Annotated in this window: 21 protein-coding genes; 9 read left to right on the forward strand and 12 right to left on the reverse strand. The window is 68.7% G+C overall.

Translation table 11 applies throughout. From position 1 onward, the window contains the following. From ACZY1G_RS17055 to ACZY1G_RS17070, 4 genes are all read right to left on the reverse strand, one after another. Complete coding sequence (locus ACZY1G_RS17055) at positions 1 to 333, reverse strand: DUF732 domain-containing protein (protein WP_463815981.1); 333 nt, start codon at positions 331 to 333, stop codon at positions 1 to 3. Beyond that, the gene (locus ACZY1G_RS17060) at positions 330 to 3,230 is read right to left on the reverse strand and encodes an MMPL/RND family transporter (protein ID WP_463815982.1); all 2,901 of its coding nucleotides are present in this window, start codon (positions 3,228 to 3,230) and stop codon (positions 330 to 332) included. The genes ACZY1G_RS17055 and ACZY1G_RS17060 overlap by 4 nt, the downstream gene beginning before the upstream one ends. Then, positions 3,227 to 3,652: an MmpS family transport accessory protein gene (locus ACZY1G_RS17065; protein ID WP_463816497.1), complete on the reverse strand. Its 426-nt coding sequence runs from the start codon at positions 3,650 to 3,652 to the stop codon at positions 3,227 to 3,229. The genes ACZY1G_RS17060 and ACZY1G_RS17065 overlap by 4 nt, the downstream gene beginning before the upstream one ends. Before the next feature lie 190 nt (positions 3,653 to 3,842). After that, on the reverse strand, positions 3,843 to 4,289 hold the full coding sequence (locus ACZY1G_RS17070) for a hypothetical protein (RefSeq protein ID WP_463815983.1): 447 nt from the start codon (positions 4,287 to 4,289) through the stop codon (positions 3,843 to 3,845). A 106-nt stretch (positions 4,290 to 4,395) separates the two neighbouring features. Between ACZY1G_RS17070 and ACZY1G_RS17075 the strand changes: the two genes are divergently transcribed. Continuing rightward, positions 4,396 to 5,202: a nuclear transport factor 2 family protein gene (locus ACZY1G_RS17075; protein WP_463823061.1), complete on the forward strand. Its 807-nt coding sequence runs from the start codon at positions 4,396 to 4,398 to the stop codon at positions 5,200 to 5,202. Positions 5,203 to 5,263: 61 nt separating this feature from the next. Then, complete coding sequence (locus ACZY1G_RS17080) at positions 5,264 to 5,842, forward strand: hypothetical protein (RefSeq protein ID WP_463815985.1); 579 nt, start codon at positions 5,264 to 5,266, stop codon at positions 5,840 to 5,842. Positions 5,843 to 5,875: 33 nt separating this feature from the next. On the opposite strand, the gene ACZY1G_RS17085 is transcribed toward ACZY1G_RS17080, so the two are convergent. Both ACZY1G_RS17085 and ACZY1G_RS17090 read right to left on the reverse strand, forming a co-directional pair. Then, on the reverse strand, positions 5,876 to 6,655 hold the full coding sequence (locus ACZY1G_RS17085; protein WP_463823062.1) for an SGNH/GDSL hydrolase family protein: 780 nt from the start codon (positions 6,653 to 6,655) through the stop codon (positions 5,876 to 5,878). An 11-nt stretch (positions 6,656 to 6,666) separates the two neighbouring features. Next, positions 6,667 to 7,446: a hypothetical protein gene (locus ACZY1G_RS17090; protein ID WP_463823063.1), complete on the reverse strand. Its 780-nt coding sequence runs from the start codon at positions 7,444 to 7,446 to the stop codon at positions 6,667 to 6,669. Between the two features lie 32 nt (positions 7,447 to 7,478). On the opposite strand from ACZY1G_RS17090, the gene ACZY1G_RS17095 reads away from it, so the two are divergent. Next, positions 7,479 to 7,952, forward strand: coding sequence for an NUDIX hydrolase (locus ACZY1G_RS17095; protein ID WP_463815988.1), 474 nt, complete (start codon positions 7,479 to 7,481; stop codon positions 7,950 to 7,952). Here ACZY1G_RS17095 and ACZY1G_RS17100 read toward each other — a convergent pair. The 4 genes from ACZY1G_RS17100 to malQ all read right to left on the reverse strand — a co-directional run bounded on the left by ACZY1G_RS17100 (position 7,949) and on the right by malQ (position 12,771). Then, the gene (locus ACZY1G_RS17100; RefSeq protein WP_463823064.1) at positions 7,949 to 9,052 is read right to left on the reverse strand and encodes a PDR/VanB family oxidoreductase; all 1,104 of its coding nucleotides are present in this window, start codon (positions 9,050 to 9,052) and stop codon (positions 7,949 to 7,951) included. The two genes, ACZY1G_RS17095 and ACZY1G_RS17100, sit on opposite strands and share 4 nt — an antisense overlap. Next, complete coding sequence (locus ACZY1G_RS17105) at positions 9,052 to 9,960, reverse strand: metal-dependent hydrolase (RefSeq protein ID WP_463815990.1); 909 nt, start codon at positions 9,958 to 9,960, stop codon at positions 9,052 to 9,054. Before ACZY1G_RS17105 ends, ACZY1G_RS17100 begins: the two co-directional genes overlap by 1 nt. Before the next feature lie 59 nt (positions 9,961 to 10,019). Then, positions 10,020 to 10,493, reverse strand: coding sequence for a hypothetical protein (locus tag ACZY1G_RS17110; protein ID WP_463815991.1), 474 nt, complete (start codon positions 10,491 to 10,493; stop codon positions 10,020 to 10,022). A 109-nt stretch (positions 10,494 to 10,602) separates the two neighbouring features. Then, the gene (gene malQ / locus ACZY1G_RS17115) at positions 10,603 to 12,771 is read right to left on the reverse strand and encodes a 4-alpha-glucanotransferase (protein ID WP_463823065.1); all 2,169 of its coding nucleotides are present in this window, start codon (positions 12,769 to 12,771) and stop codon (positions 10,603 to 10,605) included. A gap of 85 nt (positions 12,772 to 12,856) precedes the next feature. Between malQ and ACZY1G_RS17120 the strand changes: the two genes are divergently transcribed. From ACZY1G_RS17120 to ACZY1G_RS17140, 5 genes are all read left to right on the forward strand, one after another. Beyond that, complete coding sequence (locus ACZY1G_RS17120) at positions 12,857 to 14,044, forward strand: MFS transporter (RefSeq protein ID WP_463823066.1); 1,188 nt, start codon at positions 12,857 to 12,859, stop codon at positions 14,042 to 14,044. Between the two features lie 81 nt (positions 14,045 to 14,125). Further along, positions 14,126 to 15,703 (forward strand): carboxylesterase/lipase family protein, encoded by a 1,578-nt coding sequence (locus tag ACZY1G_RS17125; RefSeq protein WP_463815994.1) that lies wholly within the window; start codon positions 14,126 to 14,128, stop codon positions 15,701 to 15,703. A 48-nt stretch (positions 15,704 to 15,751) separates the two neighbouring features. Beyond that, entirely contained in the window at positions 15,752 to 16,642 is an 891-nt protein-coding gene (locus tag ACZY1G_RS17130; protein WP_463816498.1) for a sterol desaturase family protein, read from the forward strand. A gap of 10 nt (positions 16,643 to 16,652) precedes the next feature. After that, positions 16,653 to 18,065, forward strand: a complete 1,413-nt coding sequence (locus ACZY1G_RS17135; RefSeq protein ID WP_463823067.1) for an NAD(P)/FAD-dependent oxidoreductase — start codon at positions 16,653 to 16,655, stop codon at positions 18,063 to 18,065. A 181-nt stretch (positions 18,066 to 18,246) separates the two neighbouring features. Beyond that, positions 18,247 to 18,921, forward strand: coding sequence for an Rv1815 family serine proteinase (locus tag ACZY1G_RS17140; RefSeq protein ID WP_463816499.1), 675 nt, complete (start codon positions 18,247 to 18,249; stop codon positions 18,919 to 18,921). Here ACZY1G_RS17140 and ACZY1G_RS17145 read toward each other — a convergent pair. Beyond that, positions 18,918 to 19,385, reverse strand: a complete 468-nt coding sequence (locus ACZY1G_RS17145) for a nitroreductase/quinone reductase family protein (protein ID WP_463816500.1) — start codon at positions 19,383 to 19,385, stop codon at positions 18,918 to 18,920. The genes ACZY1G_RS17140 and ACZY1G_RS17145 overlap by 4 nt on opposite strands. Before the next feature lie 106 nt (positions 19,386 to 19,491). On the opposite strand from ACZY1G_RS17145, the gene ACZY1G_RS17150 reads away from it, so the two are divergent. Next, on the forward strand, positions 19,492 to 20,175 hold the full coding sequence (locus tag ACZY1G_RS17150; RefSeq protein WP_463815996.1) for a TetR/AcrR family transcriptional regulator: 684 nt from the start codon (positions 19,492 to 19,494) through the stop codon (positions 20,173 to 20,175). A 4-nt stretch (positions 20,176 to 20,179) separates the two neighbouring features. On the opposite strand, the gene ACZY1G_RS17155 is transcribed toward ACZY1G_RS17150, so the two are convergent. Continuing rightward, positions 20,180 to 20,608: a hypothetical protein gene (locus ACZY1G_RS17155; RefSeq protein WP_463816501.1), complete on the reverse strand. Its 429-nt coding sequence runs from the start codon at positions 20,606 to 20,608 to the stop codon at positions 20,180 to 20,182. Between the last annotated feature and the right edge of the window lie 152 nt (positions 20,609 to 20,760).

Here is a 20,760-nt window from a genome sequence, read left to right on the forward strand (position 1 = left end):
TTAGCGGGCCGCGTCGAGAACGGGCAGCTTCTCCGGGCAGTACGTGCGCAGACCCGCACCGATGAACTGGTAGGTCTGCTCTGTGGTGGTGCCCTTCTCCATGTTCATCTGGATGAAGCGCGCCGTGGCGAACACATCGGGGTCCACGCCGGTGTAGAGCCGCTTACACATGATCTTGCCGATCCAGGCGTTGTAGTCCTTCTGCCCATAGATCCCGTAGACGTGTAGCTCGTTGGCGAAATCGGTGTCCGGGTCGGCCGTCGCGGGCGCCGCGGTACCCAACGCTCCCGCCGTCAACACCGCCGCAGCGATCCCCATCAGAACTCGCTTCATACCCTCACTCCTTCTGCCGGATCACTTTGCAAGCCACCGGGTCTCGGCCACGGCGCCGGAACGGGACGCCGTCGCACCCGTTGCGGCCACCAGAACCACGGGCCCATCAGCGCGGCGATCGCGGGCGTCATGAACGCTCGGATCACCAACGTGTCGAACAGCAGCCCCAGCCCGATCGTCGTACCGACCTGCCCGATGATGGTCAGCTCGCTGACCGCCATCGACATCATCGTAAGCGCGAACACCAGCCCTGCGGCCGTGACGACCGAACCGCTGCCGCCCATCGCACGGATGATGCCCGTGCCGATGCCGGCGTGGATCTCCTCCTTCAGGCGGGACACCAGCAGCAGGTTGTAGTCCGCACCGACCGCGAGAAGGATGATCACCGCCATCGCCAGCACCATCCAGTGCAGCGGCTGACCCAGTATGTGCTGCCAGAACAGCACCGACAGACCGAACGAGGCGCCCAGCGAGATCACCACCGTGCCGACGATCACCGCTGACGCGACGACGGCGCGGGTGAGGATCAGCATGATGATGAAGATCAGGCCCAGCGCGGAGATACCCGCGATCAACAGGTCGTAGTTGTTGCCGTCCTTCATGTCCTTGAAGGTGGCCGCGGTACCGCCGAGGTAGACCTTCGAGCCCTCCAGCGGGGTGCCCTTGATCGCCTCCTTCGCGGCGTTCTTGATCTTGTCGATCCGCGCGATGCCCTCGGGCGTCAGCGGATCACCCTCGTGGGCGATGATGAACCGCACCGACTTGCCGTCGGGGGAGAGGAACTGCTCCAGCCCGCGCTGGAAGTCCTTGTTGTCGAAGATCTCCGGGGGCAGATAGAACGAGTCGTCGTTCATGGAGTTGTCGAATGCCTCACCCATGGCGTCCGCATCCTCCTGCTGCGCCGCCATCTGGTCCTGCATGCCCTTCTGCGACTGGTACATCGTCAGCATCATGGTCTTCATCGTCTTCATCGTGGAGATCATCTCGGGCATCAACGCGACCATCTGCGGCATCAACGTGTCGAGCCGCTCCATCTCCGGGATGATCTCTTTGAAGTCGTCGGTCATCACGTTGATGCCGTCGAGGGTGTCGAACACCGATCGAATCGCCCAGCAGACCGGGATGTTGTAGCAGTGCGGTTCCCAGTAGAAGTAGTTGCGGATCGGCCGGAAGAAGTCGTCGAAGTTCGCGATGCTGTCTCGCAGCGCCTCGATGTCGACGTACATCCCCTTCATCTTGGTCACCATCGAGTGGGTGACTTCCGACATCTGCTTGGTCAGGGTGGACATCTTCTCCATCGTGGCGATGGTCTTGTCCATCTCGGCGGCCTGATCCAGCATGTCGCCCATCCGGTCCTGCATGTACTTCTGGTTCAGGCGCTGCGTAGTGCCCTGCATGCTCATCTGGAACGGGATCGACGTGTGCTTGATCGGCTTGCCGTCGGGCCGGGTGATGGCCTGCACGCGGGCGATGCCCTCGACCCGGAACAGCGCCTTGGCGATCTTGTCGATGACCAGGAAGTCCGCGGAATTGCGCATGTCGTGATCGCTTTCGATCATCAGCAATTCCGGGTTCATCCGGGCCTGCGAGAAGTGCCGGTCGGCGGCGGCGTAGCCCTCGTTGGCCGGCAGATCGGCGGGCAGGTAGTTCCGGTCGTTGTAGTTGGTCTGGTAGCCGGGCAGCGTCAGCAACCCGACGAGCGACAGCGCGATGGCGCCCACCAGGATCGGCCCGGGCCACCGCACGATCGCGGCGCCGATCTTGCGCCAACCGCGAATCCGCATGGCGCGCTTGGGCTCGAGGAGGCCGAAGCGGGTGGCCAGCGAGATGATCGCCACCATGAGCACGACACCGGCGAGCACGACGATGACCATGCCGATGGCCAGCGGTACGCCGAGGGTCTGGAAATAGGGAAGCCGGGTGAAGCTGAGGCAGAACGTCGCGCCGGCGATCGTCAGGCCCGACCCGAGCACGACGTGCGCGGTGCCGTGGAACATCGTGTAGAACGCGGTCTCTTTGTCTTCGCCGACACTGCGCGCCTCTTGATAGCGACCTATCAGGAAGATCGCGTAGTCGGTGGCCGCGGCTATCGCCAGCGTGACGAGCAGGTTGGTGGCGAACGTCGAGAGCCCGATGATGTCGTGGAAGCCGAGGAAGGCCACCAGCCCGCGCGCGGTCGCCAGCGACAGCACCACCATCACGAGCGTGATCAGCACCGTGACGATCGAGCGGTACACCAACAGCAACATGATGATGATGACGGTGAAGGTCGCCGCCTCGATCATCCGCATACTGCGGTCACCCGCGATGTGCTGATCGGCTGCCAGCGCGGCCGGCCCGGTGACATAAGCCTTCACACCCGGCGGCGGCGGCACGGTCTCGACGATCTTCTGGACCGCCTCGACCGACTCGTTCGCCAGCGATTCACCCTGGTTGCCGGCGATCTTCACCTGGACGTAGGCGGCCTTACCGTCATTGCTGGTGGAACCCGCCGCCGTCAGCGGATCGCTCCAGAAGTCCTGCACCGACTGCACATGCGTGGTGTCGGCCTCGAGCTTCTTGACCAGCTGGTCGTACCAGGCGTGGGCCTCGTCGCCCAACGGCTTGTCGCCCTCGAAGACGATCATCACCGAGCTGTCGGAGTCGCCCTCCTCGAACGCCTGACCGACCTTCTTCATCGAGATCAGCGACGGCGCGTCGTCGGGGCTCATGGACACCGCACGCATCTGCCCGACTTCCTCGAGCTGCGGCACCACGGTGTTCAAGATGATGATGACCGCGACCCAGCCGAGAACGATCGGCAGCGCCAGCGTGCGGATCAGGCGGGGGATGAGCGGCCGGTGCGCACGAGCAGGAGGGTGGGCGTCGGTCGGAGCGCCGTCGACAGGTGCGCTCATGCCGACTTCACGAAGCAGAAGGTCTGGGCGTTGAGCCCGTCGGTGGTCTTCTCGTCACGGAGCTCGTCGTCGACCAGGATCCGGCACGTGATCGACCCGCCGTCACCCTGGGCGACGATGTTCGGGGCCGCGGACGGTTCGGTGGTCGACAGCGTCAGCGACCACGGCAGCGCAGCGTTGTCGACGCGCTGCGGCTTTGCATCGAGATCCAGATAGTTGATGTCGGCGTAGCTGCCGGTGCCGGTGATCTCGTACCGGACCACCTTGGGATCGAACGGCTCGGGAAGGTCGGCGAAATTACGTGGCGTCTCGATGATGCCCTCGGAGCCGAAGAAGGTCCGGATGCGGGACACTGTCAGGCCGGCAACGACGACGACAAACACGATCAGCAGGGGCAGCCACACTTTTCTGGCAACCTTCATCACGACCCGTGTCTCCCGATCTGTCCCCGGCATGTGCCGCGCAATGTAACCCCTGGCCTCGTACGATTCCGCCGATAGTAACTTAGCCGGTATAACTTCTCACCGGACACACAGTAGAGCAAGTCTGTGTGGTGCCGCTAACTACTTCGTCGCCGGTGCGCTGTGCGTCACACGAGGGAAAGATGCCCCTTTATTGCGGGGTGTCGCCACCGGCCTCGGTGTCTGAATTCGCGGTGTCCGACTCCGCGGTGTCTGAATTCGCGGTGTCCGACTTTGCGGCGTCCAGCACGCTGACCGCGATGCCGTAGGGAAGGAAGCGGACCCGACGGGTCGGGTCGGTGTTGTCCTTGTTGGCGCGCAGCGCGTCCAACTCCGTCGGGAACACCTGCTCGATGTGCGCCCCGCCGGACGGGTCGACGGTGAAGATCGCCCACACCCCGTCGCCGGTCTCACCGGCCGTCTCTGGCCGACGCGGGCGGCCGCCGCGCGCCAGGTCGTCGAACAGCACCGACCAGCCGGCACGTTCGCCCGACGTCGTCATGAACTTGCCCAACGCGTCACGCAGGCCGTCGCCGGCGTCACGGATCACTCGGTCGAAGTCCTCCGGATCGAAGCCGAAAGGTCCGTTACCGCTCATGGTCGTCCTCCTCGCCAGGCTGTGGCGCGCACAGCAGATGCATCCAGTGTGCCTGCGACGGCCGGGACAGTCGACTGCCCGGGGGTCTGAGTGGTAGGCAACGCCTATGGCCTCTCTGCGCGCCGACGTGCTGTCGGCCGCCCAGCGTTCCCTCGCCGCGGCAGGCGCGCACGACCGCGCCGGGTGGTTGGGGTTGTTCACCGATGACGGCAGGGTCGAAGATCCGGTCGGATCCTCGCCGCACCGGGGCCGCGCCGCGATCGGACACTTCTACGACACCTTCATCGGCCCGCGCGACATCGCCTACGACCTCGACGCGGACCTTGTCGCCGGCGCGACGGTGCTGCGCGACCTCACCCTGGTGATCCGGATGTCGCCGACGCTGACCATGCAGGTCCCCGCCTACATCCGTTACGACACGTCGGACACCGCAGCTGGACTGCGGATCGCCGCTCTGTCCGCCTACTGGGAACTGCCCGCGATGATCCGCCGGTTTCTCCGCGGCGGCACCCAGGCGTTACCCGCCGGCCTGGCTTTGAGCCGCGCAATGGTGAGCCACCAGGGTGTGCGCGGCAGCGCGGGGTTCCTGCGCGGGTTCGGCGGTGTGGGCAGCGGGATCGGGACAGCGTTCGGGCGGTGTCTCGACGACGCCTGCGCCGGTGACGAAGTGGGGTTGCGGCGGCGCACCGCCGGCGTCGAGATCACCACCGGGGACGACGAGCCGCGCACCGCCTCCGACGTCGCACGGCTCCTCGCAGGCGGCCGCTGGGACAAGCGGATCCGCTCCGGCCGGTCCGTCGCGGCCCGGGTGCACACGGTCGACCGCCGGGCCGTCGTGATCGGGGAGTACCGCGCTCGCGGCGCCGAACGCGCGGCGTTGACCCGGCTTCGGGTCTTCACCGACACCGCCTGAGGCCCGAGAAACGGCGGTGTTGTCGCCTCCGGCGCGGTGGACGTGAGAACGTAGCAGGACCATGAACACCACCTCTGACGCTCCGACGACCTACATGAGCTACGAAGAGTTCGGCCGGCGGTTCTTCGAGGTCGCGGTGACCGAAGAGCGGGTGGGCGAAGCGATCGGCCAGATCGCCGGCGAGGCTTTCGAAATGGGCCCGATCGCCCAGGGGCCGGGCAAGCTCGCCAAGGTGACCGCCAAGGTGCGCATCCTGACGCCGCGGGTCAACCGGCGGGTGGCCGAGGAGATCACGTTCGCGATCCGCATTCCGTTGGAGATCGACATGGTGGTCGACCTGCGGATCGACAAGCCCAGGTTCATGGTGTTCGGCGAGATCTCGCTGCGCGCCGTGGCGCGCGCCGCCGAGCCGCTGCTGCTGATCATCGATGTCGAGAAACCGCGCGCCACCGATATCGCGATCCATGTGACCTCGAAATCGCTGCGCGGAGAAGTCGTGCGCATCATCGGGGGCGTGGACGCCGAGATTCGGCGGTTCATCGCCGCGCACGTCGCGGGCGAGATCGACAGCCCGGAGTCGCAGAAGGCCAAGGTGATCGACGTCGCGAACGAGCTCGACACGACATGGACGGGAATCTGAGCCGGGAATCTGAGCCGGGAATCTGAGCCAGGGTCAGCCGACCAGCTGAGCCAGCGCCGGACGCCTGGGACCGCGCGTATCGCTCAGCGATCGGCCACGCAGGTGGTTCCACAGGTAGGGCATCAGCATGTTCCGCGTCCAGAGCAGTTGAGAGTAGGTCCGCGAGCGCAGCGACGGCGGCGGGGCGGTGGGGTCCGCGGTGGCCCAGTCGTGGGAGCTGCCCGGCAGTCCGAGCGCTTCGGCGGCCGCCTCGGCGAACAGGTGGTGTCCGCGCGGGGAGCCGTGCACCCGGTCCGCGCTCCACGTGTCGGGCTGCGTCATCGACGGCGCTCCGTACAGGTCGACCAGCGCGAAGCCGTGCCGCTCGGACGCCGCACGGATGACCTCGTTGATCGCCAGCACCCTGGCGCCGAGCACCCGCCCGATCGGCAGGATGCGGGCCAGGTCGGGGAACGTCGTCGTCACCACCGTCGCCCCGGAGTCGGCCAGCGCGCGGTGCACCTCCCGCAGCTGGATCAGTGCCCGCTCGAAACCCGTTCCGGGACGTGTCATGTCGTTCATGCCGATGCAGAGGGTGACCAGATCTGCGTTCATGTCCAGCGCAGCGGGCAGCTGGACGTCGGCAACGTCGCGGATCTGGTTACCGCGCACTGCGAGATTGGCGTACTGCAGACCCGGGCAGAGCGCATCGAGCCGCTCGGCCAGGCGATCGGCGAAACCCCGCAGGCCTGTCGCGTCGTCGCCGTCCCACAGCCCCTCGGTCTGGCTGTCGCCGAGGGCGACGAAGCGGGCGTACCCGATGTGACCGGCCACGGCAGAAGACTCTAACGCGACCTGCCGACCCTGGTCAGGTTGAGCACCATGCCGACGCTGAGTCCGGTGATGCTGTCCTCCAAGCGTTTCCGGTCCAAGTCGGTGCGCCACTGGGGCAGCGTTCCCGTCACCCGCACCACCTTGGGTGCGAATTCGACACCGGTCAGCGTCAGGCCGTGGGCCAGCTCGGGCAGCCGCACCGGGTAGGCGGGAGTGCGCGCGGGCAGCCGCCAGCGCCGGGCGCCCAGCGCCACCGTGTGGGCCTGCAGCCACAGCGTCGAACCGTCGACACTCACATCGACTTCGACATGGCCGAACCGCGGCCGGCGAGCGAACCGGATGCGGGCCACCCCGTCGTCACCGACGTCGCCGGACAACCGCGGCGCGGCGCGGCCGAACATGTCGTCGACCATCGGCGCCGGCACCTCCAACGTCACCTCCACCGGCGCGGCCACCAGCGTCGGCGGTGCGCCGGGCCGGAGGTGAACGTTGTGCAAGACCACGGTTGCGGTGTTGAGAATGCCTTCCTGCCAACGGATGTCGGAGGCCACCAATCGGACGTCGGTGAGCTGGCCGACAGAAAGGCCGTGCACGTCGAGCCGGGAATCGAATCGGGTGACGGTCAGGGTGAGATCGCCGTCGTCCAGACGCACTGTCAGGCGCCTTCCCAGAACGAGACGGCGCACCGTCACGAACAGTGTGCTATAGGCGGCCGCGGCGCCGCTGTTGACCGGCACCATGGTGGTCGCCGACCACAACGAGGTGAGCATGCGCCGCGTGGGACGGGTCATCGCCTCCATCCTTACACGGGCTATCGTCGGCTGTGATTTCCCGCAAGCCTTCCCGCAGCGCCGGCCTCCTGCTCTACCGCCACGGCAGCGACGAACTCGAGGTGCTCCTCGGCCATCCGGGCGGGCCGTTCTGGGCGCGCAAGGACGACGGCGCATGGTCGATCCCGAAGGGCGAGTACGACGACGGGGAGGACCCGTGGGCGGCCGCACAACGCGAGTTCACCGAAGAGATCGGCATGCCGCCGCCGGCCGGACCCCGCATCGACCTGCCGCCGGTACGGCAGGCGGGCGGCAAGATCGTCACCGCATTCGCAGTGAAGGGCGATCTCGACGTCCGAGGTGCCGTCAGCAACACGTTCACGATGGAGTGGCCGCCCCGCTCGGGGCGGATGGCGGAGTTTCCGGAACTCGACAGGATCGCGTGGTGGGGTCTGGAGGTCGCACGCGAAAAACTGCTGAAAAGTCAACGGCCGCTGCTCGATGCGCTCGTCGAGGCCCTCGGCTAGAGGTCGAGCGTCAGTGCTCCGTGGCCCCGGGACACGCACGTCAGCATCATGGCCGCGTCACGCTCGGGGTCGGTGAGCAACGTGTCGCGATGGTCCACCTCGCCGGCGAGCACCCGGACCCGGCAGGTTCCGCAGAACCCCTGCTGGCACGAGTACGGTGCCGCGATCCCGGCCCGCTGCAACGCCGTCAGCAGGGTCTCCTGTGCGCCCACGCTGATCGTCGCGCCCGTCGACGCCACGCTGACCTCGAACGGGGTGCCATCCTGCACGGGGGGTGCGGCGAACCGCTCGAAGTGCAGTTCCACGTCGGCGCGGTCCACCAGCGCCGCGCGCACCGCCGTCAGCATCGGTGCCGGGCCACAGGCATAGACGGCGGTGCCGGCCGGGCAGTCACCGAGAAGTATTGCTGCCGACGGTAATCCGTTCACGTCATCGGTACGGATCTCGACCGGCGCCCCGAAGTCCGCCACCTCGCCGAGGAACGGCAGGCTGTCGCGGCTGCGCCCGGTGTAGATCATCGACCACTCCACGCCGAGGTGCCGCACCGCCCGCAGCATCGGCAGGATCGGGGTGATGCCGATGCCGCCGGCGATGAATCGCACACGGCGCGTGGGGGATCCGTGCCCGGGTACGGTCAGCGGGAACGCGTTGCGCGGGCCGTGGGTGTGTACCACCGCGCCGACGGGCAGTGCGTCGTGACACTCGATCGAACCGCCGCCACCGTCAGGGATGCGGCGCACTGCGATGCGGTACTCGCCGGAGGTGGCCGGGTCACCGCACAACGAATACTGGCGAATCCGGCCACTGGGCAGATGCACGTCCAGGTGGGCACCCGGATACCAGCGGGGGAGTGCGGCGCCGTCGACCGCGGCCAGCGTCAACTCGACGACGTCCTGATCGCGGGCGACCACCCGGCGGCCGCGCACCGTGAGGGCCAGAGTCGGCTGCCCCTGACTGCTCGGCGGACGGATCTGGCGCGTCGCGGTCACGGAGAACAACCGCGCGAGACCCGCGCCGGCGAGCGCCAGTACCGGGTCGTGGCGGCTGCGGCCCGACGCACTGGGCGGCGTCTGCCGGTAGTGCTTGCCCAGCACGGACATCACTGATGAGCCGCACGCGCTGCCGGCGAACTCGCCAGATAGGCGACCGCCTGGGCGGTGGACCCGAACTGCTCCGGCGAGTAACCGCGCCGAAAGTAGGTCAGCGTGCTCGACCCGAACAGCGAGCTGTAGCGGGGCAGCAGGCCGAGTTTGGAGTCGCGCATCCGCATGCGATTGAAGCCCCACCACGTCGTCGTGACATCCGGGTCGGTCTTGACCAGGTACCACGCGGTGCGCTGGAAGAACACGAACAGCATGGACGCGGCGATCGTCATCGCGCGGATCCGAGCGAGGTAGCTGTCGTGGAAGTAGGTCGCGACATCGTGGGCGACGCTGCGGTGCTCGACTTCCTCGCTACCGTGCCAGCGGAACAGATCGGTCAGTGTGGGATCGGCGCCGTGCTGGTCCCAGGTGCAGTTCAGCGCGAAATCGCCCATCACCGCGGTGTAGTGCTCGATCGCGGCGATGAGCCACAGCCGCTCACAGAGGTGGTTCAGGCGCACGTCGGGGTCGGGCGAGTCGATCGGTGCGAGCACCCGGGAGAAGACGTGCTCGACCTGGGCGAGGATCGGCTCCGGATCGACGCCGCGTTCGACCATGAAGTCGTGCAGGATCGCGTCGTGCACGTCGGCGTGGGTGGCCTCCTGTCCGATGAACCCGCGGATGTCGTCCGCGAGATGCGGGTCCTCGACCATGGGCAGCGCCTCGTTGAAGGTCTGCACGAACCAGCGCTCACCGGCAGGTAGCACGAGATTCAGCACGCTGATCACGTGAGAGGCGGCCGGATGGCCCGGAATCCAGTGCAGCGGAACATCGCTGACGTCGAAGGTGACCTTGCGGGCCTGGATCTGCACGGGCCCGGGATCGATGTCGTCGACGCGCACGGCGTCGCGGCGGGGTCGCAGCATGACCGAGAGTTTACGACGAACCTCGCGATTGGTGGGACCGCGGGTCCCGGGTAATGGGATCAGCCGGCAGGCAGCGGCTGACCGGGGATCGGCGGGCCGCCCGGAATCTGCTGAGGCGCACCCGCAACAGGAGCGCCGGCGCCCGGAGCCCCGGCGATCGGCACGACAGGCGTCGGCGTCACCGTGGTCACACCGTTGGCGCCGACGGTGGGGCCACCCACCGGGCCCTGAGCCTTGATCTGATCGGCGGCGGCCTGCGTGCAGTCCAGGGACAGCAGCATCCGACCACCGCTGGTGACCTTCTGCTGATCCACCAGGCACGCCGACTGAGGAAGCACGCTGCCGCGGGAACCGCCGAAGTAGGCCTTGATGCCTTGGCTCTTCAGGATCGCCAGCGCGCGGCCGTACTGCTCACCGGTGACGTTGTACGGGCTGGGCGCACCCGCCGGCTGGGACAGCGCGGCACCGGCCCCGACCAGGGCGATTGTTCCGGCGGCCACCAGGCCACCGCTGAACACGACGAGCTTTCTCACGACAACTCTCTCCTCGGGTCGGCGACGCGGTGCGAACATATCGCAGCGGTGACGAATGTGAAACCGCTGCAGAGGGCGCCGGCGTTACAGGGGGCCACCCCCGGAGCTGTCACAGCACCTCGGCGGCTGCGCGCATGACGTCGCACAATGCCGCAGCGCGGGCGTCGTCGAACAGGTCGTCCAGCAACACCGCGCGGCCGTCGGGGCCGGCCAGCGGTACCCGCCAGTTCGGGTACTCGTCGGTGGTGCCCGGCTGGTTCTGGGTGCGTGTTTCGCCGACGGCGTCGGCCAGCGACATCGCCAGCAGCTGCGACGGGCTGCGCCCCAGGTAACGGTGCAGCGCGATCACCACTTCATCGACGTCGAGGTCGGCATCGAGGTCGGCATCGGGGTCCGTCTGCGCGCCCAGCAGGCCCACCCGCCGCAGTTCACCCAGCCATGCGTCCCGGTGGGCCCGATCGGCCGCCCATTCCTGTTCGGCCGGACGGGTCAATAGGCCCAGCTCGTCGCGCAGCCGAACGTGCTCGCCGACCAGGTAGCCGGCGGTCGGTGGCAGATCGTGTGTGGTGACCGCCGACAGGCAGGCCTGGCGCCACTGTTCGGCCGGCAGCGGCGCACCGTCGTGACCGGATTCGAACCACAGGATCGATGTCCCGAACAGGCCCCGGTCCCGCAGATGGTCACGCACCCACGGTTCGACGGTGCCCAGATCCTCGCCGACGACGAGCGCACCGGCTCGATGCGCCTCGAGTGCGACGATCCCGATCATCGCCTCGTGGTCGTAGCGCACGTAGGTGCCTTCGGTCGGCGCGACGCCGCGGGGGATCCACCACAGCCGGAACAGGCCGATGATGTGGTCGATGCGCACCCCGCCCGCGTGTCGCAGGGCCGCGGCCACCAACGCACGGAACGGTTCGTAGGCGGCTTCGGCGAGCCGGTCGGGACGCCACGGGGGTTGCGACCAGTCCTGCCCGAGCTGATTGAACTCGTCCGGCGGTGCACCCGCGGTCACGCCGAGCGCCAGTACGTCCTGCAGCGCCCACGCGTCGGCGCCCGCGGGGTCGACCCCGACCGCGAGGTCGGCCATGACGCCGATCTCCATGCCGGCGCCCACGGCGCCGGCCTGCGCCGCGGCGAGCTGTTCGTCGAGCAGCCACTGCAACCAGCGGTGGAAATCGACCGCGGCGGAGTGCTCGGCGGCGAACGCGGCCACCGCCTCGCTGCGCGGATGCCGCAGTTCTGCCGGCCAGCGGCGCCAATCGGAGCCGTGCTGTTCCGACAGCGTGCACCAGGTGGCGAAATCGTCGAGTGCTCGTCCCTCGCGGCGGCAGTACCCCTGATACGCGAGCTCCCGGCCGCGGCTGAACGGGACCAGGTAAATGCTGTGCAGCGCAGCGCGTTTGGCTTCCCAGGAGCGATCACGGTCGACGCGCTGCGAGCGCGCCGCCCGGGCCTGCACCCGGGCATGGGCCTTACGCACCCGCCCGCGGTGGCGCAGGTAGGCGTACTCCGGCACGGCTTCGACTCGCAGGTACAGCGGGTTGACGAACCGGCGAGACGTCGGCAGGTACGGCGAGGGCTCCATCGGCGGTGTCGGTGCCGCCGCGTGCAGCGGATTGACCAGGATGAAGCCTGCGCCGTGCTGACCCGCCGACCACACGGCCAGGTCGGTGAGATCGGTCAGATCGCCCACGCCCCATGACTTCTCGGACCGCACGCTGTAGAGCTGGGTGGACAGCCCCCACAGCCGGCGCGCACCCATCCGCACCGGGGTGGCGATGTCAGACGGCGTCACGATCACCGTCGCTCCGGTGTCGAAGGCGCCGACCCGCAGATGCACCCGGTGATATCCCAGCGGCAGATCGTCAGGCAGTTCGAAGGTCGCCTCGCCGACGAGGCGGCCGTCGAGATCGTAGGGCGGCCGGTTGTTCTCGAGCTGCCGCAGATCGTCGCGGCGCGTGCCGTCCTCCAGCTGGAGCCACACATCGACGGGGTCGCCGTGGGTGACGTGCACCCAGAACGGCGTCGCCGTCCCGGCCCGCGCGACGATAGCCGCGGGCAGAGAGCGCGCCCAGTACGCGTGCTCGTGCGCGGTCAGGGCGGCTGCCCGCTCGGCGTCGGTTCCCGCGGCGACGCCGAGGGCGCCGAGCACGGCCACCAGCGTCGTGTCGGGCACGGTGACGTGCCGGCCCGACCAGTCCTGATATTCGGTGGCCACGCCGTACCGGGCAGCCAGGTCGATCAGTGACGAACGGTCCATGGACATAGGCACGGGCATGGGCGCCATCTTGCCGTGCTTTCGATGTACGCGTCGGCCGCCGCCGTCGCCTCGACGGTCCGCGCGCCGGTAGGGTCGCACCATCATGGCGCCCCACCCGCTCGACGGCGGCCAGACGCGTGACCGGCGTGCCCGGATCGCGATCGGCGCCGTCTTCCTCACCAACGGTGCGCTGTTCGCCAATCTGTTGCCCCGGCTGCCGGAGGTCAAGTCCGACCTCGGGCTGTCGAACGCGATGCTCGGCGGCTCGGTGGCCGCGTTCTCGGCGGGCGCCCTGATCGCCGGCCCCGCCGCGGCAGCGCTGATCCGGCGCTACCAGTCCGCCCGGGTCAACCTCGTCACCACGCTGATCCTCGCGGCGTTCATCGTGATCGCCTCGGCTGCACCCAGTGCCGTGATGTTCGCCGCGGCACTCTTCGTCGCCGGCGCCGCCGACGCGATCACCGACGTCGCGCAGAACGTGAACGCCCTACGGCTGCAACGACAGTACGGCCGGTCGATCATCAACTCACTGCACGCCGTGTGGGCGGTGGGTGCGATGGTGGGCGGGCTGATGGCCGCCGGCGCCATCGCCGTACACCTGCCGCGGACCGTGCACCTCGGCCTGTCCGCTGCGCTGTTCTGCGCGGTGGCGGTCGCGGCGTATCCGTTCCTGCTGCACGGACCCGACCACGAGGACCATCCCACCGCGCAGGGCGGCGCCACCTCCGCCCGTGCCGCGGTGTACCTGACGCTGCTGGCACTGATCGGCATCGCGATCGCGGGTGCCGCCGTGGAAGACGCCGGAAGCTCCTGGGCGACGCTGTATCTGCGGGACAGCCTGGGTGCCGCCGGGTCGGTCGCCGCGCTCGGATACGTCGCGCTGGTCGGTGCGATGTGCGTCGGGCGACTGGTGGGTGACCGCCTGGTCGACCGGTTCGGCGAGCGGGCGGTGGTGCGGGCCGGCGGGGTGATCACCGCGGCCGGGATGGGCGCGGCGCTGGCGTTTCCGTCGGTGCCGGGCAGCATCGCCGGGTTCGCCGCGGCCGGACTGGGCGTCGCGACGGCGGTGCCGGCGGCGATGCGCGCCGCCGACGAACTCCCCGGGCTGCGCGCCGGCACGGGCTTGACGATCCTGACGTGGCTGATGCGCGTGGGCTTCCTCGGCGCCCCGCTGATCGTGGGCGTGGTGGCCGATGCGGCGGGGTTGCGCGTCGGGTTGATCATGGTGGTGCTGGCGGGCCTCAGCCTGCTCGCTCTGGGCGGTGTGCTGACCGGCAAAACCCGGAAGTGATGCCAGAATGCGCTGGTACAGTGACGTACCGGGGCCGCACGGGGGATGTACCGGACCTTCGATCGAAGGAGATCTACTGACATGACCGCGGAAGCCCGCTCCGAGGAGACCCGCAGCAACGCCGACGGTCATCCGGTGGTCGACACCGCATACGGGCCGGTCCGCGGGGTCGACGACGGGACGATCGCGTCCTGGAAGGCCGTTCCCTACGCCGCACCTCCGGTCGGGGACCTGCGTTGGCGCGCTCCCGTCCCGCCGACAGCGTGGACCGAGCCGCGCGACGCCTCCCTCGTCGGGCCGGCCTGCCCGCAGCCGACCGACCCGCGCATTCCTCTTCCTCTCGGCGCTCCCCAGGGTGAGGACTTCCTCACCCTCAACGTCTGGGCCCCATCCGGCACCGAACCCGGCGCCGGCAAACCGGTGATGGTGTGGGTACACGGCGGCGCCTACATCCTGGGTGCGGCCAGCCAGCCGCTCTACCACGGCCGGCGGCTCGCCGCCGACGGCGACGTCATCGTCGTCACCGTGAACTACCGGCTCGGCGCGCTGGGCTTCCTCGAGCTCGCCGCGCTCGGCGCGGAGTCCGAGCGGTTCGCCTCCAACGTCGGACTGCGCGACGTGCTCGCTGCGCTGACCTGGGTCCGCGACAACATCGCCGCGTTCGGCGGCGATCCCGGCCGGGTGACCCTGTTCGGTGAGTCCGCCGGTGGCGGTGTGGTGACCACGCTGCTCGGCAGCCCGGCGGCCAAGGGGCTGTTCCACGCCGCGATCGCGCAGAGCTCGCCCGTCACCTCCTCCTACGACACCGAGCAGGCCGGCCGCATCGCGGCCCGGTTCCTCGACGTCGTCGGGGTCGGCCACGACGAGCTCTCCCGGCTTGCCCAGTTGCCCATCGGGGCGATCGTGGAGGCATCGCGGACGGTGTTCAACGAGGTGCCGGTGCGCACCCCGGGTCGGCTGGCCTTCGCGCCCATCGTCGACCGCGACCTGGTGCCGGACTATCCGATCCGGCTGGCCCAGAACGGTCAGACGCACCCGGTGCCGTTGATCATCGGCACCAACCGCAACGAAGCGGCGCTGTTCCGGTACATGAAGTTGCCGTTACTGCCGATCAAGGCCGACGCGATCCACGCGATGTTCGCCCAGATCGCGGCCGAGCAACCAGATCTGACGCTTCCCGAGAAGGCCCAGCTCGAGAAGATGTATCGGGGCAGGCGCGCGGGCAAGGGGCTCGGACTCGCCAGCGACCTCGGTTTCCGGATGCCGTCGATCTGGTTCGCCGACGGTCACCGCGCCACCGCACCCGTCTACCTCTACCGCTTCGACTTCGCCACCCCGATGCTGCGTGCGTTGCGGATGGCCGCCGCGCACGCCACCGAATTGCCCTTCGTGTGGGGGAATCTCGGGGCGGGGCGCAAGGATCCGATGTTCGCCCTCGGTGGCCGCGCGGCCGGCGCCGAGGTGTCGCGGCGCATGCGTGCCCGCTGGACCGGCTTCGCCCGCACCGGCGTGCCGGGCGCCCCGGCCGCCGCGCCGCAGTGGCGCCCCTACGACGACTCCCGTGCCACGCTGGTCATCGACCGGCAGGACACCGTCGTCGACGACCTCGACGCGCCGGTGCGACAGGCGTGGGGTGATGACGTGCTGAGCTTCCGGTAGGGGGCAGCAGTGCCATCAGCGGAGTTCCTCACCGTGCTGCCGCCCGCGATGCGGGATCCGGTGCTGTTCGCCATCCCGTTCTTCCTGCTGCTGCTCGTCATCGAGTGGGTCGCGGCCCGCAAGCTCGAACACGTTGTCGCAGAGCAGGACTCCGAGGACCGACCCGGCGCGGGGTCGTACCTGACCCGTGACGCGTGGGCGAGCATCTCGATGGGGCTGGTGTCGGTGGCCACGATGGGCGCGTGGAAGTTCGGGGCGTTACTCGGATACGCAGCGATATACACCTATGTGGCGCCGTGGCATCTGCCGGCGACGCAGTGGTACACCTGGGTGATCGCGATCCTCGGCGTCGACCTGCTGTTCTACGCCTACCACCGCATCGCCCACCGCGTCCGGCTGATCTGGGCCACCCACCAGGCGCACCACTCCAGCGAGTACTTCAACTTCGCGACCGCGTTGCGGCAGAAATGGAACAACAGCGGTGAGATCGTGATGTGGATACCGTTGCCGCTGTTGGGAATTCCGCCGTGGATGGTGTTCTTCAGCTTCTCGGTCAGTCTGGTCTATCAGTTCTGGATCCACACCGAGCGGATCGGAAAACTGCCGCGGCCCGTCGAGTTCGTGTTCAACACCCCGTCGCATCACCGCGTCCACCACGGCATGGACCAGCTCTACCTGGACCGCAACTACGGCGGCATCCTGATCCTCTGGGACCGCCTCTTCGGCACGTTCCAGCCCGAGGTGTTCCGTCCGCACTACGGGCTGACGAAACCGGTGCACACCTTCAACATCTGGCGGCTGCAGACGCGCGAGTACGCCGCGATCGGCCGCGACGTCCGCGCGGCGCGCACGATGGGCGACAAACTCGGGTACATCTTCGGTCCGCCCGGGTGGCGACCGGCAGCGCAGCCCGTCGCCGGTGCCCATGTCAGCCCGTAGTCTTCGCGGAGTGCAGACAGTCTTCGACACCCCCGTCGACCCCTCTCTGGTGGACCGGTCCCTGTCCGGCAGCACGCTGGGCTCGGTGTGGCTGGACCCCGGTGCGGTGCAGCGCCCGGATCATTCGCCGCTGACGGGGCCGCTGACCGCCGACCTGCTGGTGGTCGGCGGTGGCTACACCGGTCTGTGGAGCGCATTGCATGCTGCGCGGCGCCACCCCGACCGCCGTGTCGTGCTCATCGAAGCCGATCGCATCGGGTGGGCTGCCTCCGGCCGCAACGGCGGCTTCGTCGACGCGAGCCTGACCCACGGCTACGAGAACGGGAAGTCCCGCTGGCCCGACGAGATCGACACCCTCGAGGCGCTCGGCATCGAGAACCTCGAGGGCATGCAGGCCGAGATCGCCGAACTCGGCCTGGACACCGAATGGCAGCGCACCGGCATGCTCACGGTGGCCACCGAACCCCACCAGGTGGAGTGGCTCTCGGAGTCCGCGCCCGCCCACGGACAGTTCCTCGACACCGCCGCGGTGCGTGCCGAAGTCGCCTCACCCACGTATCTGGCGGGCCTCTACAGCGCCGAGGACTGCGCGATCGTCAATCCCGCGAAGCTGGCACTCGAACTCGCCCGCGCCTGCCAGGAGGCCGGCGTGGAGATCTTCGAGCACACGACCGCACGCCAGATCCACTCCGGCGGAGCGGCACTGCGCGTCGACACCGACGGCCCGGCGGTGACGTGTCGCCAGATCGTGTTGGCCACCAACGTCTTTCCCAGCCTGCTGCGCCGCAACCGGCTGCACACCGTACCGGTCTACGACTACGTGCTGGCCACCGAACCGCTCACCGACGCCCAACTCGACCGCATCGGCTGGCGGAACCGGCAAGGGATCGGCGACTCGGCCAACCAATTCCACTACTACCGCCTCACGATGGACAACCGCATCGTGTGGGGCGGATACGACGCCGTCTACCACTTCGGGCGCAAGGTCAAAGCCAGCTACGAGGACCGCACCGAGAGTTACGGCCGGCTGGCCGCACACTTTTTCCTCACGTTCCCCTCGCTCGAGGACGTCCGCTTCACCCATCGGTGGGCCGGCGCGATCGACACCAACACGAGGTTTTGCGCGCACTGGGGTACCGCGCGCGACGGTCGCGTCGCCTACGTCAACGGCTTCACCGGGCTCGGTGTCGGAGCGGCACGCTTCGCCGCCGACGTCTGCCTCGACCTGCTCGACGGGCTCTCCACCCCCCGCACCCGGTTGGAGATGGTGCGTCGCAAGCCCATGCCCTTCCCGCCCGAACCGATCGCCAGCGCAGGCATCCAGGCCACCCGCTGGTCGCTGGACCGTGCCGACCACAACGGCGGACGGCGCAACCTGCTGCTGCGCGGACTCGACGCGGTGGGACTCGGCTTCGATTCCTGACCCTCGACCCCGCGACCTGATGTAACGCCTCGTTATCGACCCGCGATGAGCCAGTTACACCGTCAGCGCGCGGGGGTATCTCTTTCCCACCGTGAGCGCGGCGGTCGCCGAGAACTCACCCGGGGAGAGTGGAGGGGCCGTGCTGAACCGACTGCCGAAGCGTGTGCCGCCGCGCCAAGCCATGACGGCTGCGGCGCTGGCCCTGCTGGCGCTGCTGGTCCCCACGGCCCCCGCCGCCGCGCAGCCCGACCCACTGGTCTTCCCCGGCATGGAGATCCACCAGGACTCGGTGCTGTGCACCCTCGGATACGTCGACCCCGCCACCCGCACCGCCTTCACCGCTGGACACTGCCGCGCCTCGGGCACCGTCACCGACAAGACGGGCACCGTGATCGGCACCCAGGGCTCCTACCGCGACAACACCCCCGATGGCATGACCGTCGACACCAACCATCAGATCGCTGACTGGGAAGTCATCCATCTGCTGCCGTCGGCGAAGGTCAACAACGTGCTGCCGTCGGGCAAGGTGTTGGTCACCGATCCCGCGGTGCTGCCGGTGGCGGGTATGCCGGTCTGCCACTTCGGCGTGGTGACGGGGGAGAGCTGCGGCACGGTGGAGGCCGTCAACAACGGCTGGTTCACGATGGCCAACGGTGTCGTCAGCCGTAAGGGTGACTCCGGCGGGCCGGTGTACACCACGACGCCTGACGGCCGCACCGTCCTGATCGGGGTGTTCAACAGCACGTGGGGCACCTACCCGGCCGCCGTCTCCTGGCAGACCGCGAGCGCCGAGGCCCGCGCGGACACCATCTCGGCGGCCTCCGCGGAGATCACGCCGGTCTCCGCCCAGCCCTAGGGCGACAGCGCGAAGACCGGGATCGACGGCGCCACCGCGCGCAACTGCTCCTCGGTCGATGCTGGTGTCAGTCCGCCGATGTGGCCCTTGACCTGCCAGTACCACCGATCGAGGTACGGGCGCAGCAGGGCGGGCTTCGCATCGTCGGCAACCTCGACCGCGTCGCGTCGGCGCGAGTTCCGGCGCGGGCCGGTCTCGACGTCGCCCGCTGCGCGCACGTTGCGCGCCCACTGGGTGTTGCCGCGCGGTGAGACCAGGTAGTCACGGCCGTCGACCGTCAGCAGGTTGATCACCACCTGCCGTGGCTCGCCGCTGGCGCGCCCCCGCACCCGCAGCGCGGTACTGCCCTGGATGCTCACGCCACGCTCGGCGAGCCAACGGATCGCGCTGTTCACCAGGCGAGCAGCCGGTCCCGGGGCGTCATAGCGGGTGGTGGAGCGACGGGCGATGTGGCGGTGGGTCATGTCGATCTCCTCGATCGTCGGATTAGAGAGCACTGCTCTCACAACGGTGACACGGATCGCGCTGAAATTCAAGAGCAGTGCTCTCGGACGTGTCACACTGGCGACCGTGGGGAAACGTGAGGACAGCCGCGCGCGTGTCGAGAAACAGATCATCGAGATCGGCCGGCGCCACCTGATCACCGACGGCGCCGCCGGGCTGTCGCTGCGTGCGATCGCCCGCGACCTCGGCATGGTTTCCTCCGCCGTGTACCGCTACGTGGCCAGCCGCGACGAACTGCTGACGCTGCTGCTGATCGACGCCTACACCGAGCTCGCCGACGCCGTCGACGAGGCGCATCGCGCCGCGGCGCCGGACTGGCGCTCCCAGCTCGCCGCCGTCGCACGTGCGGCACGAAGCTGGGCTGTCGACCAACCGGCCTGTTGGGCGTTGCTCTACGGAAGTCCGGTGCCCGGCTACCACGCACCCGCAGAACGCACTGTCGGGCCGGGCACCCGGGTGATCGGCACGCTGTTCGGCATCGTCGACTCCGCGGTGAAAATCGGTGCGATCAGTGAGTCCGAAACTGCTGTACCACAGGCACTCTCAGCAGATTTCAGCAAACTCACGGCCGAGTTCGGGCTCGCACTCGACGACGCGACGCTCAGCCGGTGCTTCCTGCTCTGGGCCGCGCTCGTCGGTGCGATCAGCCTCGACGTCTTCGGTCAGTACGGCGCCGACACGCTGACCGACCCCGCGATGATCTTCGACGTCCAGGTGCAGCTGCTCACCGAGATGATGACTCAGAGATGATGACTCAGTAACCCCGGCTGCCGTCCGGCGACGTGACGAAGCCGTGCTCCCCGTAGTGACGATCCGGCGGATCGACGGTGTCCGCCGGCCAGGACGCGGGCTTGGCCGCATGGCAGGCGAGCGTCTCGGTGTCCGGGACGGCGCACACGACGCCGTTGCCCGCGTCGAACCGCGAGCCCGCCGGCAGCAATGGCGGCAAGGCCTCTGCGGGTCCCACGCCGTCCTCGGTGAACATCGCCGCGTTGGTCAGCGACACCGAAACCGTCGTGGCGTCGGTGCCCGCCAGCGGACCTGAGCAGAAGATGCCGAGGTCGGGGATCAGGCTGTCCTGGCAGCGGACGCCCGACGGGGTGCGAAAGATCCACCCGGACATGCTCGGATGCGCGCCGAACACCTGATACGGCGCCGGGTCGACCGCCGGATACGCGGTCACGTCGACCTCCGACGGGGCGGCGAGTCCGGGGGCGGCGCCGGCGAGCAGGCCGGCACAGGCCAGCACGGGTGCGGCAAACAGGGCCGAGGTGCGCATGCCTGGACTATCGCGGCGGCGGGCGATGCCGTTAGCTCGCCGAAATAGAACACGTT

The sequence above is a fragment of the Mycobacterium sp. IDUB_5 genome (genome assembly GCF_055419565.1).